16 protein-coding genes are annotated in these 17,720 nt (G+C 42.7%); 12 read left to right on the top strand and 4 right to left on the bottom strand.

Features of this window, described 5'->3' with window-relative positions; genetic code table 11:
• Window positions 1-53 precede the first annotated feature (53 nt).
• Both rbsD and ACMAZD_RS23185 read right to left on the bottom strand, forming a co-directional pair.
• The gene (rbsD, locus tag ACMAZD_RS23190; RefSeq protein WP_435249654.1) at window positions 54-473 is read right to left on the bottom strand and encodes a D-ribose pyranase; all 420 of its coding nucleotides are present in this window, start codon (window positions 471-473) and stop codon (window positions 54-56) included.
• A 250-nt stretch (window positions 474-723) separates the two neighbouring features.
• Window positions 724-1,038, bottom strand: a complete 315-nt coding sequence (locus ACMAZD_RS23185) for a winged helix-turn-helix domain-containing protein (RefSeq protein ID WP_435249653.1) — start codon at window positions 1,036-1,038, stop codon at window positions 724-726.
• Between the two features lie 115 nt (window positions 1,039-1,153).
• Here ACMAZD_RS23185 and ACMAZD_RS23180 point away from each other — a divergent pair, with 115 nt between their 5' ends.
• On the top strand, window positions 1,154-1,381 hold the full coding sequence (locus ACMAZD_RS23180; RefSeq protein ID WP_435249652.1) for a hypothetical protein: 228 nt from the start codon (window positions 1,154-1,156) through the stop codon (window positions 1,379-1,381).
• Between the two features lie 137 nt (window positions 1,382-1,518).
• Here ACMAZD_RS23180 and ACMAZD_RS23175 read toward each other — a convergent pair whose 3' ends face one another.
• Window positions 1,519-2,580, bottom strand: a complete 1,062-nt coding sequence (locus tag ACMAZD_RS23175; protein WP_435249651.1) for an endonuclease/exonuclease/phosphatase family protein — start codon at window positions 2,578-2,580, stop codon at window positions 1,519-1,521.
• Between the two features lie 193 nt (window positions 2,581-2,773).
• On the opposite strand from ACMAZD_RS23175, the gene bla reads away from it, so the two are divergent.
• The 10 genes from bla to ACMAZD_RS23125 all read left to right on the top strand — a co-directional run bounded on the left by bla (window position 2,774) and on the right by ACMAZD_RS23125 (window position 15,584).
• A complete protein-coding gene (gene bla, locus ACMAZD_RS23170) occupies window positions 2,774-3,637 on the top strand; it encodes a class A beta-lactamase (protein ID WP_435249650.1) in 864 nt (287 codons plus the stop codon).
• 239 nt (window positions 3,638-3,876) lie between these two features.
• Window positions 3,877-5,772, top strand: coding sequence for an extracellular solute-binding protein (locus tag ACMAZD_RS23165; protein ID WP_435249649.1), 1,896 nt, complete (start codon window positions 3,877-3,879; stop codon window positions 5,770-5,772).
• 12 nt (window positions 5,773-5,784) lie between these two features.
• The gene (locus ACMAZD_RS23160) at window positions 5,785-6,873 is read left to right on the top strand and encodes a microcin C ABC transporter permease YejB (protein WP_435249648.1); all 1,089 of its coding nucleotides are present in this window, start codon (window positions 5,785-5,787) and stop codon (window positions 6,871-6,873) included.
• 31 nt (window positions 6,874-6,904) lie between these two features.
• Window positions 6,905-7,927, top strand: coding sequence for an ABC transporter permease (locus tag ACMAZD_RS23155; RefSeq protein ID WP_435249647.1), 1,023 nt, complete (start codon window positions 6,905-6,907; stop codon window positions 7,925-7,927).
• A gap of 9 nt (window positions 7,928-7,936) precedes the next feature.
• Window positions 7,937-9,586 carry an ABC transporter ATP-binding protein gene (locus ACMAZD_RS23150; RefSeq protein ID WP_435249646.1) on the top strand — a complete coding sequence of 550 codons (1,650 nt, stop codon included), beginning with the start codon at window positions 7,937-7,939 and terminating at the stop codon, window positions 9,584-9,586.
• A gap of 367 nt (window positions 9,587-9,953) precedes the next feature.
• Complete coding sequence (locus ACMAZD_RS23145) at window positions 9,954-10,979, top strand: ABC transporter permease subunit (RefSeq protein ID WP_239718929.1); 1,026 nt, start codon at window positions 9,954-9,956, stop codon at window positions 10,977-10,979.
• A 2-nt stretch (window positions 10,980-10,981) separates the two neighbouring features.
• Window positions 10,982-12,025, top strand: a complete 1,044-nt coding sequence (locus ACMAZD_RS23140) for an ABC transporter permease (RefSeq protein ID WP_399694627.1) — start codon at window positions 10,982-10,984, stop codon at window positions 12,023-12,025.
• Between the two features lie 16 nt (window positions 12,026-12,041).
• Complete coding sequence (locus tag ACMAZD_RS23135) at window positions 12,042-13,865, top strand: extracellular solute-binding protein (protein WP_435249645.1); 1,824 nt, start codon at window positions 12,042-12,044, stop codon at window positions 13,863-13,865.
• A 13-nt stretch (window positions 13,866-13,878) separates the two neighbouring features.
• Window positions 13,879-14,748 (top strand): ABC transporter ATP-binding protein, encoded by an 870-nt coding sequence (locus tag ACMAZD_RS23130; protein ID WP_435249644.1) that lies wholly within the window; start codon window positions 13,879-13,881, stop codon window positions 14,746-14,748.
• A 2-nt stretch (window positions 14,749-14,750) separates the two neighbouring features.
• On the top strand, window positions 14,751-15,584 hold the full coding sequence (locus tag ACMAZD_RS23125; protein WP_435249643.1) for an ABC transporter ATP-binding protein: 834 nt from the start codon (window positions 14,751-14,753) through the stop codon (window positions 15,582-15,584).
• Window positions 15,585-15,695: 111 nt separating this feature from the next.
• Here the strand turns inward: ACMAZD_RS23125 and ACMAZD_RS23120 are convergent, their stop codons facing one another.
• The gene (locus ACMAZD_RS23120) at window positions 15,696-16,799 is read right to left on the bottom strand and encodes an ISAs1 family transposase (protein ID WP_435247125.1); all 1,104 of its coding nucleotides are present in this window, start codon (window positions 16,797-16,799) and stop codon (window positions 15,696-15,698) included.
• 110 nt (window positions 16,800-16,909) lie between these two features.
• Between ACMAZD_RS23120 and ACMAZD_RS23115 the strand changes: the two genes are divergently transcribed.
• Window positions 16,910-17,719, top strand: a complete 810-nt coding sequence (locus ACMAZD_RS23115) for a hypothetical protein (RefSeq protein WP_435249642.1) — start codon at window positions 16,910-16,912, stop codon at window positions 17,717-17,719.
• Window position 17,720: the final 1 nt, after the last annotated feature.

Here is a 17,720-nt window from a genome sequence, read left to right as displayed (position 1 = left end):
GTATTGTTTTTGGTTCAGTGATGACACTGGACTGTCGTTGCGTTTCGCTTGAGCTAAAACGTTACGCCAGCTTGGAAAATAACATTCGCGTAAGGTGTGCATTCACCAGTACGGATAACCGCGCGGCTTTCATGTGTGCGCTCTTTGAATTCTTCATGAGTGATGTAAGTAATCGAAAGCGATTTGCCGCAACGCGCTTCTTCTGTCTTGATCAAATCAATCAGCGCAGCGTGGTGGTCTGGGCTTACTTTCGCAAACTCTTCTGCAATCACAACACCTTCAATTTGAGATTCATCCAACATGGTTTTTACCGTTTGCTGAAAGCTTGGAACACCATGAGTCAAAGCAAGATCAATACGAGTTACGTGGTCTGGAATCGGTAAGCCCGCGTCACAAATCGTGATTTCATCTGTGTGGCCAAGAGTCGCCACTAAGTAAGAGAGTTCAGAATTAATTAGAGTACTTTTTTTCATATCACGACCTATTGAAAAATAACGTTTAATGGATTGAGAACAACTCAAGAAAAAGCCATCGAAACGTTTCGATGGTGTGTTTTTTGGTGATCTTAGTCAACTCAATTAGTTGCATAAACACGAATGAAACTGGCGAATATAAGATGTTTTAGGGGGTATCGAGCTGGATGTAAAGAGGGGATGTTTACGATGCGTTATTCACACCGTTTAGCCTGACAATGGCAGCCCCTAATCCCCAGTTTCTAGCCACTTAAGTGGATTCAACCGATAACGCGTAGCCAAACTTGTTGATGGTAATTATCTGTATGTTTGGGGCTCTCAAACGAGCAAAGACGTTACGTAGGGTATAGACGACGTCGGCGAGAACGTGAGGAGATGAGAGTTGTCCGTCCCAGCAGGTATCAACAATGTGTCCTTTCGAAATGGGTTTTCCTGTATTTTCTAACAATAAACAGAGCACTGCCAAAAGGTGAGGGCGTAAAGTGATTTTGTTACCCTGTGGATTAGTAATAGTTCGAGAATCGATATCAATGATTAAGCCGTTGAGGTCTATGGTCTGGTTCATTACGTTGTGGTTGTCTTATTTGGAATGGTGGTACACTTGGTCCAACTGCATTTTCGAAAAGTGCTAATCTAGGTTACACGTTTGATAATGGAATTCGCCCTTTTGGCATCTCGGTTTGTCGACAAGTGATTTAGACCAGTCGTTGCCAGTGCTTGATGACGATAGTGGTGAGGGTATTCGCTATGGTTTCGGAGTGGAGTACACACCTAAACAGGCTAAAAACGTCAGCTTTAGGTTAGGTTATGAAGCGGATGCATTTGTAATTGACAGCGATTCAGCTTTTGAAAATGATAAAGATCTCGTGATCGATTCGTTCCACCTAGGCGCAATGTATAACTTTTAAGTTTCACTCTTTGCTAAACGGTAAATCGGTTTCTTCATGGGGCGTTGGTTAGCTAAAGTGGAAAGGCGCAGTTTTGAACTGCGGCTTTTTTAATGTTCATCTTTAGTGAATCTCGAGATTCTAATGTCATCGAATCGCTAGGCTTCACGGATATGAGCGGTGACAGAAATGATAGCATGGTCAGTACTGAATTGGTCGTGTTCAAAGCTTGGATTGATGAGGTGATGGTCTAACACTGTGTAGCGAGAGATCTCCATCAAGCTTGATGAGTTCTGACAATCAAACTCGCTCGACATCAAGATGTAATCCAAGACCGAGCCAGAAGCACCGTAATAGTGGGTTGGTTTGCGTTGTTCAAGCAAATCTTCTTCGTGAAGCTGGTGGTACAGATCCCAACTGTCTTTTAGTCGAAAATGCGATAGCCAATGTTTGCTCGCTTCATCACGATTCAATGAATAGCTGAGAAGCCCTTTGAACTCATCATGAAACAGGGGTTTGTTGAAGTCACCCATTAACACGACGGGCTGATCAGTCTGGTGACGTTGATGGGTAATGTATTGATGCAGCATCTGAGCTTCTAGACCGCGTTGAACGCTAGATAACCAAGACCCAAGTTGCTCCTGATGAAGCTTAACCAAGGTGTCACTTTTCGGCTTTTGGCTATCTGAAGTTTGAGAGACTTTAGATCTATCAGCGTTATCTAGAGTGGGACCTTTGGGCTCGGTTGCTCGCTGAGATTTGAAGTGTATAACATAACAATCGGTTGAACCTAAGTGGGGTAACGTAATCGTGGCGTGTACAGGTGTTCGGTTGAATGAAAACTTTTCGCTAAGTTTGAAAGCGGAAAGCAACTCAGAATGTGGTTTAACCGGCTGCACTTTTTCAATCGGGTAGCGAGAGGCGATACCCACAACAGGCGAGGTATACAAGTAATCATCTTCAATATGCGGGCAGTCTACTACCGCAAAGTACGGATAACCCAGATCATTCATTAACTGCTCTAAAGACTGCGGGCTAAATATCTCTTGGAAGCCAATCACATCACAATCTAATGACCCAATCGCTTCAGCCATCCAATGTTGTTTCTTCTGCCATTCCTCGAAGCTGTAGATGTTCTCAAAATCATAATAAGCATTCGGTGGTTCGAGGTAGTTCAAAAGGTTGAACGTTGAGAATGTTATTTGGTTTGGTTTGTTCAAGGTTGAATCCTATTGAAATCACTTCTTTAAGGATATCTAAATTATGGATACATTGTGCGGGTTTAATCAGTTATTTTTACTTGCTTTAGCTTGGGCTCTTGTCTTTCTGTCTAAGCAATCTTACTCGTTGCACTTTCTGTGTCGCGCTTAATCTTTTATCTATGCCAAATTATTGGCCATCAATGGTTTAAAAATGAAAAAGTACACCTCGTTCTCGCTTATATTGATGAGCTCATTCGTTTCTACATTGGCACTTAGCCATACTCTGGACTCTCAATCTATTGAGAAAGTCGAATCCCGTGTATCTGCTCGTATTGGTGTTGCAGTTTATGATACCGCGACTAACGAAATGTGGAGTTATAAGGGAGACGAACGCTTTCCAATGATGAGCACTTTCAAAACCTTAGCTTGCGCGAATCTTCTCTATGATTCTGAAAATGAAGGGTTAGATTTAGAGTCAAAGGCTAGGGTTGAGTCCAATAAGCTTATTGCTTGGTCTCCGATTACTAAAGAATTTGTAGGCAAAGATATCTCGCTGAAAGACGCATGTACCGCAACCATGGAAATGAGCGATAACACGGCCGCTAATATAGTGTTAGCTGGTATTGATGGGCCTAACGGGTTAACAGAGTTTTTGCGTTCCACGGGAGACAACAAAACACGCCTTAATCATATCGAACCCGATTTGAACCATGCTCGTCCGGGTGATGTTCGTGACACCACAACACCAAACACTATGGTGAAAACGTTGAATGACTTGGTGTATGGCAACGTGCTATCAGAAGCTTCTAAAGCTCAGCTTAAGACTTGGATGAAGGATAACAAAGTCTCTGATGGGATGATTCGTTCGATCCTGCCTGATGGTTGGAATATTGCTGACAGATCAGGGGCTGGCGCTTATGGCTCACGCGCTATCACGGCTATCGTGTGGAGTGAAACTCGCGCTCCGTTGATCATCAGTATCTCTCTCACGGAAACCGAGTTAACCATTCCAGAGCGTGACACTGTGATAAATGAGATTGGTGAACTTATCTTTGATGATTACCGTGTTCAATAGTTAATACCCACTTCACTATACTTCGCGCTAGTCATTGCCCCTGCTTCGGTACTAGCGCGTTCTATTTCTTTAGACCGAACCGAGTAATTTGTAAATAAACCGTCAGAGATGGAGTGCTGATGGTTTTATTAGTTATTACATGATGTTAGATTTGAACCTATACTTGTTTTAACGGCATGCATTCAAAGCCGATTAATCAACTTGAATATCGAATTCATAACATTTGAAGGGAGAGTCAAATGGGAACAGATTTCCGAAGCAAAGCCTCGCAGCGCGCTCAATTTTTCAGGTCTAATTTGAAGTCATGTGCAGTTATGCTGCCGCTTATTGCTCTATATCCCTCTGTTACACACGCCTCTGATACCGAATCAACTCCCGCTGTCACCGTTATTGAAACCACGCAACTGGTCGGTTTTGGTGAAGCAAAATATCCTGTCGATTTCACTCATTTCGATTACGTTAATCCTGATGCGCCAAAAATAGGCAAAGTGACTTATAGCAGCATAGGTACTTACGATAGCTTTAATCGATTCGGTTCCCGCGGCGTTGCTGCAAGTTACACGGGTGAGATTTACGATACCTTGATGTTTTCTCCGAGTGACGAGATTGATGCGTACTATCCATTGATCGCTTCCAAAATTCGTTACGCAAGTGACTTCTCTTGGATGGAAATCGATATCAACCCTGATGCTAAATTCCAAGATGGCAAACCAATCACCGCGCATGATGTGGCCTTCACCTTTGATAAGTTTTCAAAAGAAGGTGTGCCTCAATATCGCGTGTATTACAAAGAAATTGAATCAGTAACGGCTGTTTCTGATTCGGTTGTTCGCATTGAGATGAACAAGCCAAACCGCGAGAAGCTGTTTAGCTTTGCCCAAAGTACTCGTGTATTACCAAAACATTTCTGGAAAGATAGAAAACTGTCTGAGCCGCTTAGTGAACCGCCTGTGGGCAGTGGCCCTTATAAGATCATCAGTTATAAATCGGGTCAAAGCGTGACCTACGGTTTAGATGAAAATTACTGGGCTGTGGATCTGCCAGTTAACGTGGGTCGCAACAACTTCAAGCAAGTACAATACGATTACTATCGTGATGACACCGTAATGCTGGAAGCCTTTAAAGCAGGGGAGTTCGATCTTCGAACTGAGAACTCGGCTAAGTTCTGGGCCAACTCTTACACGGGCGCAAACTTCGACAAAGGCTACATCATTAAAGAAGAGATCAACCATGAGAAGCCAGAGACGACTCAAGGTTTTGTCTTCAATATTCAATCTCCTGTGTTCTCTGATCCTAAAGTTCGTGAAGCGTTAACCTACGCGATGGACTTTGAGTGGATGAACAAGAACATGTTTTATGGTCAGTACAAGCGCACTCGTAGTTATTTCCAAAACACAGATTATGAAGCGAAAGGCTTACCAAGCGTAGACGAAGTTGAATTGCTGTCTCAGTACAAAGACCAAATCCCTCCTAGAGTTTTTACTGAAGAATTCCAGCCATCAGTGACCGATGGCAGTGGCCGTATTCGTAGCCAGATGCGTACTGCTTTCAAGCTTTTAAAAGAAGCAGGTTGGGTACTGAAAGACAAAGTGATGACCAACAAAAAGACTGGCAAGCCGATGTCGTTTGAGTTGTTGATTTACAGCCCAACAACGGAACGTATCGCAACGCCTGTTCAAAAGAACCTCAAGCGTATGGGTATCGAAATGAAGATCCGTACCATCGATACCACTCAGTACATCAAGCGTCTTCGTGACCGCGATTTCGACATGGTGTCTTCATCGTTTTCGGCAAACCCTTATCCTAGCCCGAACTTAATGATCGTTTGGAACTCTAACTACATTGATTCTACTTACAATACTGCAGGTGTAATGGATCCGGTGGTTGACGCGTTAACAGAAGAAATTGCGCGTAACCAACAGCATCCTGAAAAGCTTCTTACACTAGGTCGTTCACTTGACCGTGTATTGCAGTGGAATTTCTACAACATCCCGCAATGGCACGTTGGCGAGTACCGCGTCGCGATGTGGGACAAGTTTGAGCGTCCAGATGTATTGCCTAAATACGATTTAGGTATCGATACATGGTGGATTTCAGAAGAGAAGGCGGCATTGCTTCCTGAAAAACGTCGCTAGGAGTTAGTTAGCATGGCCGCGTATATATTTCGGCGTTTACTGTTGGTGATCCCCACGTTGTGGGCGATCATTACCATCAACTTTTTCATCATTCAGATCGCCCCTGGTGGCCCGGTGGAACAAGCCGTTGCTCAGTTAGAAGGGCATAACTCTGGAATCATGGAGCGCTTTTCTGGTGGTGGACAAGAAGTTGATTTAAGCGAAAGTGACCAAGCTTCTGCCAGTGGCTATAAAGGCTCGCGCGGACTTGATCCTGAAGTGGTTGAAGAGATCAAAAAGCAGTTCGGTTTTGATAAGCCGATTCACGTTCGCTACTTCGATATGTTGAAAAACTACGCAACCTTTAACTTTGGCGAAAGCCTGTTCAAGGGAGGTAACGTTATTGATTTAATTATCGAGCGTTTACCTGTCTCCATTTCCTTAGGGTTGTGGAGTACGTTAATCATCTATGTGATTTCGATACCTTTAGGCATTATGAAGGCGATACATCACGGCTCTCGCTTTGATATTTGGTCGAGTGCGGTGGTGATTGTCGGCTATGCCGTTCCGGGCTTCTTGTTTGCGATTATCCTGATTATTTTGTTCGCGAGCGGTAACTACTTCAGTTGGTTCCCATTGCGCGGACTAGTGTCGAGTAACTTCGATCAGCTTAACTGGTATCAGCAAATTGGCGACTACTTCTGGCACATAGCGTTGCCTATTTTCGCGATGGTCATCGGCGGTTTTGCAACGCTCAGCATGCTGACCAAAAACTCCTTCCTTGATGAAATCAATAAGCAATATGTGGTGACCGCGCGAGCGAAAGGCTTGGACGAGAGCAGTATTCTCTACAAGCACGTTTTCCGTAACGCCATGTTGATCATTATTGCCGGTTTCCCAAGCGCATTTATTAGTATTTTCTTCACGGGTTCTATGCTGATTGAAGTGATGTTTTCACTCGAAGGCATCGGTCTACTTGGTTTTGAATCGACCATTCAGCGAGATTACCCAGTGGTGTTCAGCTCTCTCTATATCATGACCTTGCTTGGCTTGGTGCTGAGCATTATCTCCGACCTGACGTATACCTGGGTTGATCCTCGAATTGATTTTGAAGCGCGTTAATGGCGAACGAATAACAAGGTATTGATAATAAATGTTTAACAACCCTTTAGCTGAAGCTCGTTGGTTACGTTTTAAAGCAAACAAGCGTGGTTTTATCTCCCTTTGGATATTTACCATCTTGTTTGGCTTGAGCCTGTTCGCTGAGATCATTGCCAACGATAAACCACTCTTGGTTTCTTATGATAATCAGTGGTTTGTACCTGTTATCAATGAGTACGCTGAGACAGAATTTGGTGGCGAGTTTGAAACTGAAGCCGACTACAAAGATCCGTATGTTATTGAGCTCATCGAAGACAGCGGTTACATCGTGTGGCCAATCATTCCGTTTAGCTACGACACGATAAACTTCGATATTTCAGGTGCGGTGCCATCGAAGCCAGATTCAGTCAACTGGCTAGGAACCGATGATAAAGGGCGCGATGTGCTAGCTCGCATCATTTATGGGTTTCGTATTTCGGTTCTATTTGGTTTTATTCTGACGATTGTATCGAGCGTGGTCGGCGTCGTAGTCGGGGCGACGCAAGGTTATTACGGTGGTTGGGTGGACTTGTTTGGGCAACGATTCATTGAAGTCTGGTCTGGCATGCCGACTCTGTTCTTGCTGATTATCCTTTCCAGTTTTATCGAACCTAACTTCTGGTGGTTGCTTGGGATTATGGTGCTGTTCAGTTGGATGAGTTTAGTTGGCATCGTGCGAGCAGAATTCTTACGCTGTCGAAACTTTGATTATGTAAGAGCCGCGCAAGCCATGGGTGTTGATGATAAACGTATTATGCTTCGCCATATGCTACCCAACGCGATGGTTGCTTCATTAACCATGATGCCGTTCATTCTTTCTGGATCGGTCACCACGTTAACCTCATTAGATTTCCTAGGCTTTGGTTTGCCTGCGGGCTCGCCTTCGTTAGGTGAACTGTTGGCGCAAGGTAAAGCGAACTTGCAAGCGCCTTGGCTTGGCATTTCTGCTTTCGTCGTACTTTCACTAATGCTTACGTTACTGGTCTTCGTTGGTGAAGCTGTGCGTGATGCCTTCGACCCACATCAACAGAAGTAAGGATAGGTTATGACTTCAAATACAGCTCCTACTTCAGGGTCAACAGCTGAGGCTTCTAATGCACCTCTAGTTCTGACCATAGATAAATTGTCTGTCGGTTTCGGGCGAAAAGATTCGATAGAACAAGTGACGCAAGATGTCTCTTTAGAAATATACAAAGGTGAAACACTCGCGCTGGTAGGTGAGAGTGGCTCCGGTAAATCGGTTACGGCTAACTCGATTTTAAAGCTGTTACCAAAAGGCTCATCTCATTACTTAAACGGTAAGATCAATTTCTCTGGCACCGATATTCTGAGTTGTTCTGAAAGACAACTGCGTGGGATTCGTGGCGGTCGTATCGGCATGATCTTCCAAGAGCCTATGGTTTCTTTGAACCCACTCCATCGAGTCGGTAAGCAGCTGGTTGAAACTCTTTCTATTCATCGAGGTATGCGAACCAATAAAGCTCAAGCCTTGGCGATTGAGTGGCTTTCAAAGGTGGGTATTCGCTACCCCGAACAAAAGATTTCAGCGTATCCACATGAGCTATCTGGTGGCGAACGTCAGCGTGTGATGATAGCGATGGCACTGATCAATGAACCTGAGCTGCTTATTGCGGATGAACCCACAACCGCATTGGATGTGTCGGTACAGGCGCAGATCCTCGACCTGCTGAAAGACCTGCAACAAGAGCTGGGTATGGCGATGCTTTTCATCACTCATGATTTGAGTATTGTTCGTAAAATTGCAGACAGAGTGGCGGTAATGAAAGACGGACGCCTAGTGGAAAGTAACGACTGCCAAACACTCTTTAATGCACCGTCTCATCCTTACACTCAAAAGCTTGTTAACTCAGATCCGAAAGGCTTGCCTGTCCCCGTATCACCGGAAAGTAAACCTCTGCTTAAGGTTGACCAGTTGCGTGTTTGGTTCCCCATTACGGGCGGTTTGTTCAAGCGTACGATTTCTCATGTTAAAGCTGTCACCGATATGGAATTCAGCTTGAAAAAGGGGCACTCAATTGGTTTGGTAGGAGAGAGTGGTTCGGGCAAGTCTACAACTGGTATGGCTATATTGAAGCTGGTGGAGAGTGAGGGTTCAATTACCTACGCAGACGAACAAATTCAAGGCTTAAACCGACAACAGATGTTGCCGTTTCGAAGCCGTATGCAAGTGGTCTTTCAAGACCCATTTTCTGCGTTAAACCCAAGAATGTCAGTCGCTCAAGTGATTGGTGAGGGCTTATTGGTTCATCAACCATTGGTTGACACTGAACTCGATCAACGCATCTGTGACGTAATGAAAGAGGTAGACCTAGCCCCTGAAACTCGTCACCGTTACCCGAATGAGTTTTCTGGCGGTCAAAGACAGCGTATTGCGATTGCGCGTGCTTTGATTCTTAAGCCAGAGTTTATCTTGCTCGATGAGCCTACGTCTTCGTTAGATAGAACTGTTCAAGCACAAGTTTTAGACTTACTGAAATCACTTCAAGAGAAGTACGGTCTGACCTATCTATTCATCAGCCATGATTTGAATGTCGTGAAATCCTTGTGTCACTACACCATAGTAATGAAAGCGGGTGAGGTGATAGAGAAGGGCAATACAGAGACTTTGTTTGGTAACCCGCAACATGAATACACTAAGCAACTTGTTAGCCTTTCTAATGTCGGTGGTGTGTAGCTAAGTACATTATTCACCGATTAGCTCCTCTCTCATTTGAATAATAAATCGCTTCTGTTTCACAGTGGCGATTTTTTGTATTTGATTTCGATTTGACGCTGCATCAATGCAGCTTACAAACATGTTTGAATTGTCTAAGCGGTTCATTTTCTAAGTTACAAATATAGACTACCCACATTTTTTAATTCTAAATTTCTTTCTGATAGCCAATTTAAGATACTGATTATTAATATTAAAAGGTGCAGAGTAAACGAGTCCAAATTCAATGAAACTGTAAGCTAATGTAGGTAAATGTAACCATTTGACTACTTTATTTTATTGATTAAATTGATGAAATATTGCTTTAAATGGAATTTGGCTAGTTAGAATGATTGCATATTTATTGAAACGTTTTGTTTTAGTTGTACCTACGTTTCTTGGTATTACGATTTTGATATTCGCGATTACGCGTTTTGTCCCTGGAGGCCCTGTTGAGAGGATGCTGGCTAATATGCAGCCTCAAGGGGATGGTGGTGGCACGTCTAGTCTCGTTGGCCAAAATTCAGCTCTGTCTGAAGATCAGCTAGCCGATCTTAATAAATTCTATGGGTTAGATAAGCCAGTTACTGAAGCCTATATTGAGTGGCTAATTCGTTTGGTTCATTTTGACCTAGGGGAATCGACTCGCTACTACGAACCTGTCAGTGACATGATTTTTGAGCGCCTACCTGTCTCCGTTATGTACGGCGGTGTGACCTTTTTTATTAGCTATTTCATCTCAATCCCGCTTGGCTACTTTAAGGCCATGAAGCACGGCAGCGTTTTTGATTCTGCCTCATCAATCATGATTTTTGTCGGTTATGCCTTACCGGGGTATGTGGTCGGCGTGCTTCTTATTACGTTTTTCAGTTATCACCTAGAGTGGTTCCCAATGGGGGGCTTTGTTGATGATGACTTCGACGACTTCAATACTTTCTCAGAACAAATTACTGATATTTTGTGGCATGCGGTCTTACCTTTGCTTTGTTACTTAATAGGTGACTTTGCGACCTTAACCATGACCATGAAGAATAATTTGATGGAAAACTTATCGTCAGATTACATTCGTACCGCTATCGCTAAAGGTTTGCCTTTCAGAGAGGCGATTCGTAAACACGCACTACGCAATAGTTTAATTCCAATCGCTAGCCACTTTGGCAACTCTCTTCTTTTCTTCATGACGGGCTCTTTCTTAATTGAGGTCATTTTCGATATTAATGGCATAGGCCTGCTTGGTTATGAATCAATTGTAGAAAGAGATTACCCAGTGGTTATGGGTATCGTCGCAATCAACGCCTGCATATTGCTACTTGGCAATATCTTGTCTGATGTCTGCGTTGCATTGGTTGATCCTAGAGTGAAGTTTGGAGCTTGATGATGATTAAACTAAATCCGTTGACTCTAAAGCAGGTCAAGCGATTCAAACAGATAAAGCGTGGATACTGGTCGCTGATTATTCTATCTGTAATGTTATTACTGTCTCTTTTCGCTGAAGCATTGATCAATAGTAAGGCTTTGGTAGTGCGTTATCAGGGGGAATATTACTTTCCAATTGTATCTGATGTTTACTCAGGTAAGACATTTGGTTTGGAATCTTCGGGAGAAGCAAACTATCGACTGCTTCAATTAGCGCTTAAAGATAAAAACAATGGTGACTTTGCGATTCTGCCTTTGGTGCCTTGGAATCCGTATGAACAAGACTTTTCCGGCGAATACCCACCGCACGCTCCAAGTGCTTACTCAAAGCACTATTTAGGTACCGACGTAATTGGTAGGGACATTTTAGCTCGACTGGTTTATGGGTTTAGAACCGCAATGGGATTTGCCCTGATAACTATGGTCATTGCATACAGTATTGGCGTCACTATTGGCTGTGCGATGGGTTTCTTTGGTGGCAAGTTTGACCTAATTGTTCAGAGAGTGATTGAGACTTGGTCGATGGTTCCATTCCTCTACGTGATTATGATTTTGGTTTCGATAGCACAACCAACATTCATGTTGTTTGTATTGATCAATGTGACCTTTGGTTGGATGGGCATTACTTGGTACATGCGAACGATGACCTACAGAGAATCTGCTCGAGAGTATGTGCTAGCTGCAAAGGCGCTAGGAGCATCAACAGCAAGAATCCTCTTCAATCATATTTTACCCAACACGATGGTTATGATCGTCACTCTGGCGCCTTTTACTATTGCAGCTAACATCACCGCATTAACGGCACTGGACTACTTAGGTTTAGGTCTTATTCCGCCGACCCCTAGTTGGGGAGAGCTTCTTCAACAAGGCAAGTCGAATCTCGATTCACCATGGATTGTTGGCTCTGTTGTGACGGCAATTGTGAGTGTTTTGGTCATGGTTACATTCATTGGTGAAGCCATAAGAACGGCCTTTGATCCAAAAAAATATACAGTTTATAGATAGGCACCAGGAAGTGATGATGTACAGATACGGACTATTCGCTTTGTTGTTGAGTTTTCTAGCTCAAGCACAGCAAACACCAAATAACTTGGAATGGCAAAGTAATTGGGATGATCCCGTTTTTGCTTCTGAAGAGGCTAAGCGTGGTGGTACTTTGCGTAGCTTTATGGCTAGTTTCCCACAAACGTTACGTTCAGTCGGACCTGATGCGAATTCTGGTATTCGTTTCTATTTAATGGATGGCACGCCTAAATTGGCACAGCGACATCCAAATACTGATAATTGGATTCCGCAATTGGCGAATGAATGGGCATTTGGAGACGATCACAAGACGGTCTATTTCAAATTGAATCCTGATGCTAAGTGGTCGGACGGATTGCCGGTAACTGCTGATGATTATTTGTTTATGCTTACTTATTATCGCTCGAGAGACATTATCGACCCTTGGTATAACGATTTTTTCCGTAACAGCATCGAGACAGTGAAAAAGTTCGATGATTACACCATCAGTATCACAATGGCAGAGCCAAAAAGTAATGATGAGTTGATGGCGCTTATCAATATGCCAAGCCATGGTGTGCAGCCGAGACCACAACATCATTTTGTTGGCATCAATGATGAGAACAACGACGGAATGGATGACAACTTTGTACGCAAATACAATTTTAAGTCAGAGCCAACAACGTCACCTTATTACATCTCGAAAGTGAACAAGGGCCGCAGTATCACGTTTTCTCATGTTGGCGCGAATTGGTGGGGCTACGGGAATAAATATTATAAGAATCGTTTTAACGTCGAGAAGCTTCGTATCAAGGTGATTCGTGATAGTGATATTGCACGTAAGCACTTTGAAAAAGGAAAGTTAGACACGTTTGCGATGGTACAGCCTCAACTGTGGCATGAGAAAACCAACTCAGAACCTTTTAGTCATGGCTTTATACAGAAATTCTGGGGCTTTAATCAAAGGCCACAAGGCGCTGGCGGTTTATGGATCAATACATCCATGCCACTGCTGAACGACATTAATGTTCGGAAAGGCATCACGTACGCGACTGATTTCGACGGCATGATCAAAAACGTGTTACGAGGCGATTATTCTAGAAAACCTCATGCTATGGGGTTTGGACACGGTAAATATGATTTGGAAGGTGTAGAGCCGCCACCGTTTAGACCCGAGCTTGCCATTGGTTATTTTGAATCTGCAGGATTCGATAGTATCGGCTCTGATGGTATCCGAATGAATGCTAATGGGGTTCGTTTGAGTTTCAAGATTACGTATGGCTACAACATTTGGACACCAAGAATTGCCTATCTAAAAGAGCAAGCGAAGTTAGCTGGTTTAGAGCTCGACTTAAACCTTGTCGATGGTTCTGCTGCATTCAAATTTATTCTTGAGAAAAAGCACCAGCTTGCATTTCTTAATATGGGCGGAGGAGAGATACCAGCTTACAAAGAGTATTTTCACTCGACAAATGCCAACCGTCCTCAAACTAATAACCATACAAATTTCAGTTCACCAGAGCTAGATCAAAAAATTGAGGCGTTTATTTCTGAGTTTGATATGGAAAGAAAACAGCAGCTATCTCAGAACATCCAAAGAAAAATAAAGGATGCGTATGTGATTGTGCCTGGCTATATGGTGCCCTATACGCGAGATGCCTACTGGCGTTGGATTAAGTTCCCAAAGAACCCAATGACGAAAAAGACTGGCGCCATGTTTAATATTTTAGATACCAGTAATTTCTGGATTGATACAGACCTAAAAGAAGAAACTCAGTTGGCTTCTAAAGAAGGTAAGGCGTATCCACCTATCACTATCATTGATGACAGATATAAGCTTTAAGGGTGAACGTAGAATGAACCAAGATATTGTATTAAAAGTTCGCGACTTAGAAGCAGAGTTCAGTACTGATGAAGGCATCGTCAAGATACTGAAAGGTGTGTCCTTTGACGTGAAATCTGGCCAAACACTGGGTTTGGTTGGGGAGTCAGGCAGTGGGAAGAGCGTAACCTCTATGTCTATTATGGGACTGCTTCCTAAGCCTTATGGAAAGGTCACGGCTGGAAAAATAATTTATCGTGATACTGACCTTACAGAGGTGCCTGAACACGAGATGCACAAGATGCGTGGCAATCGTATTTCAATTATTTTCCAAGACCCTATGACTGCCTTGAATCCTGTTCAGACAATTGGCAAGCAGATTGTCGAGGTTCTGGATTTGCACCACAGCCAGATGTCCAAGTCTGAAAAGAGAGAGTACGCAATTGGTTTACTTGAGAAAGTTGAAATTCCAATGCCGATACTACGTTTCAAAGAGTACCCTCATAGCCTGTCTGGCGGGATGCGACAAAGGGTAATGATAGCGATAGCGCTTGCATGTAAGCCTGACATATTGATATGTGATGAGCCGACGACCGCATTAGATGTGACGGTCCAAGCATCCATTTTGGAATTAATCAGAGAGCTTCAAGAAGAGACTGGGATGGCAGTGATCTTTATCACGCATGATCTAGGTGTTGTCGCGGAAATTTGCGATGAAGTTGCTGTGATGTATGACGGACGTATTGTTGAGCATGCAGAGATATTCGAGCTCTTTGACCACCCAAAACATCCGTACACAAAAAGACTCCTAAGCTTAATTCCAGATCTCAATGTCGAGCCGAAACAAACCATTCAAATCAACCCAATTGATTTGAATGAATTCCCTGAATACAAGGGGATTTGAGGATGTCAGAAGTGATTAGGATTGAAGGGCTTGAGCAGCACTTTCTATCTGGTAAAAACCTATTTAAGAAAGGTTATGTAATCAAAGCTGTTGACGGTGTTTCATTTTCATTAAAGCAAGGCGAGACGTTAGGTCTGGTTGGAGAGTCTGGTTGTGGGAAAAGTACGCTTGGTAGAACATTACTCAAATTGTATGAACCATCAGCTGGAAAGATCTTTTTTGAAGGGGAAGACATCACCCATTACAGTACAAAAAGAATGCGTCCACTTCGTAGAGAGATGCAGATTGTATTTCAGGATCCTTTAGAGTCGTTGAATCAGAGGCATACAGTAGGTGGAATACTCGAAGAATCTTTTATTATTCATGGCATTGGTTCGAAGAAAGAACGAAAGAAGTGGGTTTTAGAACTGCTCGATAAGATCGGATTACCTCACTCTGCTGTAACCCGCTATCCGCATGAGTTTTCAGGAGGGCAAAGGCAGCGTATAGGCATAGCAAGAGCAATAGCATTAAAGCCAAAGTTATTAGTTTGCGATGAGTCAGTATCGGCATTAGATGTTTCGGTACAAGCTCAGATACTAAATCTATTGTTGAAAATACAAAAAGAGATGAACCTTTCCATTATTTTCATTTCACATGATCTCTCTGTCGTTAAGCACATTTCAGATAATGTGGTTGTAATGAAAAAGGGTAAAATAATTGAGTCTGGAAGTGTGGAAGATGTTTATAAAAATCCAAAAGAAGATTATACAAAAACTTTATTGGCGTCGATTCCAATCACGCATCCATCTCAAAGGAATAAAATAAAAACAACGAAGTTAGCTAAACCGGCTTAAAACTGGAAAAAGAAGATGTATATAATACGGAAGTGTAATACAAGAAGGAAAATATGAATAAACTAATTATATTGCCGGCGTTAATGCTGGTAAGGGCACGAATGTACTTTGTTAATTTGATGTAAACAAAACCGAAGCTCTGTAATCTTTGTCCCATACCGCTTTATTCATCTTCCTGGGTACTGACAAGTTCCCTTCGGATTTTCTAAACAAGTTCTGAACAAAACGTCTGCAACAAGCCATATTTAGTGCTGAATCTCCAGCATAAATACATTGTTCATCTTCTTTGAAAATAACGTCCAACGCCCAGTGCTGCTGGTTCTCGATGTGCCAGTGTTTTCTGGTCGCTTGTAAGGCTAACTCTAACGACAAGTGATCTGTGCAAATATAATACGATGTTTCATAACTTCCTTTCCCTTTGACACTTCTATCTCTCACCACTGCAACAACACTTTTAACGACAGACCACTTTTCTCTGAGTGCTTCACTGAAGGCTGCTGGGAGAACGTAAACCTCACGAACCTCTTTTCTGCCATGCCCTTTATCTTCGGTGATGTATGACTCTTGTTTATCTTCAGGCAAAGACCAATAGTCTTGGAATTGTGCATCCACTTCTGCAAGCAAACTGGGCTGATTCAGTTTGACTTGCACTAAGAAATCGCCACCTTTATCAACCACTTTATTCAGAGTTTCAACCTGACAATGCAGGGCATCAGCCGTTAATAGACATCCTTTTATATCTAAAGTATCTAACAGGTTTCTTATCGCTGTTAGCTCCGTCCCTTTGCCTTTACAGGGTTGATGTGTGAGGGTCAAACCTTCATCAACATCGAATGCCGAGACCATATAAAGGGGGTTATCTTGTTTGTTTGCTTTAGCACCTTTTAGTACCTTCCCGTCAACACTGATGATAGGTTGAGCATGCCTCTCTCTATGCAAATTAACCCAGCCCACCATAGCTTCTAAGAGTGTTTCAGGAACAATAGTCCTCATAATTGCTGCAATATTATGACGAGTAGGAAGGCCATTTTCGTAGGGGAAATACTCACGTAACCAGTCGATATTTCCTTCACCAAAATCCTTGATATCCGTCCACTTGTTTTGACCACAAAGCATGGCTGTTATGACAACAAAAGCGACTTCTATAACAGGGTAGACTTGGTTGATGTGCGAACGGGTATCTTTCACTTTTTTTAGCTGTTCAATGATAATCATGCGAGTTTCTCATATTTTTTATTTCATGATCTGATCGTGACTATCAGGAAAAGTTCCAATTGAAAATAAAGTTATTTATTTTCAATAACTAAAGTTCGATCCCGCCCTTAATGCTGGTGACGCCTTCGCTCGCCCTAGCAAATAATTTACAAGATGAGTGGGAGTCCAAAAACGACGAAAACCCTTGGTCTGGATACATTAGTCTTGACTATTCTCGAAACGGATATGAAGACAGTGCGTCCTTAGCAAATCGTTCGGCTTCCGCAACGGGAGTTGTCCGATATTCCTTTTCTGACAAATCTCGACTTCAAGTAGTGGCGTCAGGTTACCACTTGTCCGACGGTGATGAATATGGGGTTAGGGGACAGTTTTGGAATGATACATCCATCTCATGGGGGCGCAATGGACTATTCAAACCAACTGATGGTTCATCATTGAGCGGTGAGGTGAGAGTCATATTACCGACGTCTAAATGGTCAAGGAGGAACGATTTAACGTTAGGAACCAGGTTGAAGGTCAGGTGGAGTGCTCCATTCGATAATTTGATGGAAGGGCTTTCATTGAGTAATACGTTATTACTTAGAAAAAATTTTCACGAATATAAAATCGCCGGTGGTAATCAGCTTATTGAATACCAATTAAGTAGCCAATTTTCTCTTGATTATGTTTTTGCAGAAGACTTTTATTTCAACATTTTCTTAATGCCTAGACAGTCATGGGATTATAGCGGGAACACGTTTGATCCAACTCTATTACATGGTGAAGAAGTGGGCTATCAAATAACTAAGTGTATTTCTATTTCTGCTGGTTTAACTAATGGCATTAGTTATTACAATCCAGAAAGAGGTTCAAACCCTCTTAATGATTTAGTTGATTTAAAGAAAACAACTTATTACGCAGTGGTTAACTATCAATTCTAAT

It is taken from the genome of Vibrio sp. nBUS_14 (assembly GCF_051201655.1).
Lineage (GTDB): Bacteria > Pseudomonadota > Gammaproteobacteria > Enterobacterales > Vibrionaceae > Vibrio.
This window is presented reverse-complemented; position numbering and strand designations above follow the sequence as displayed.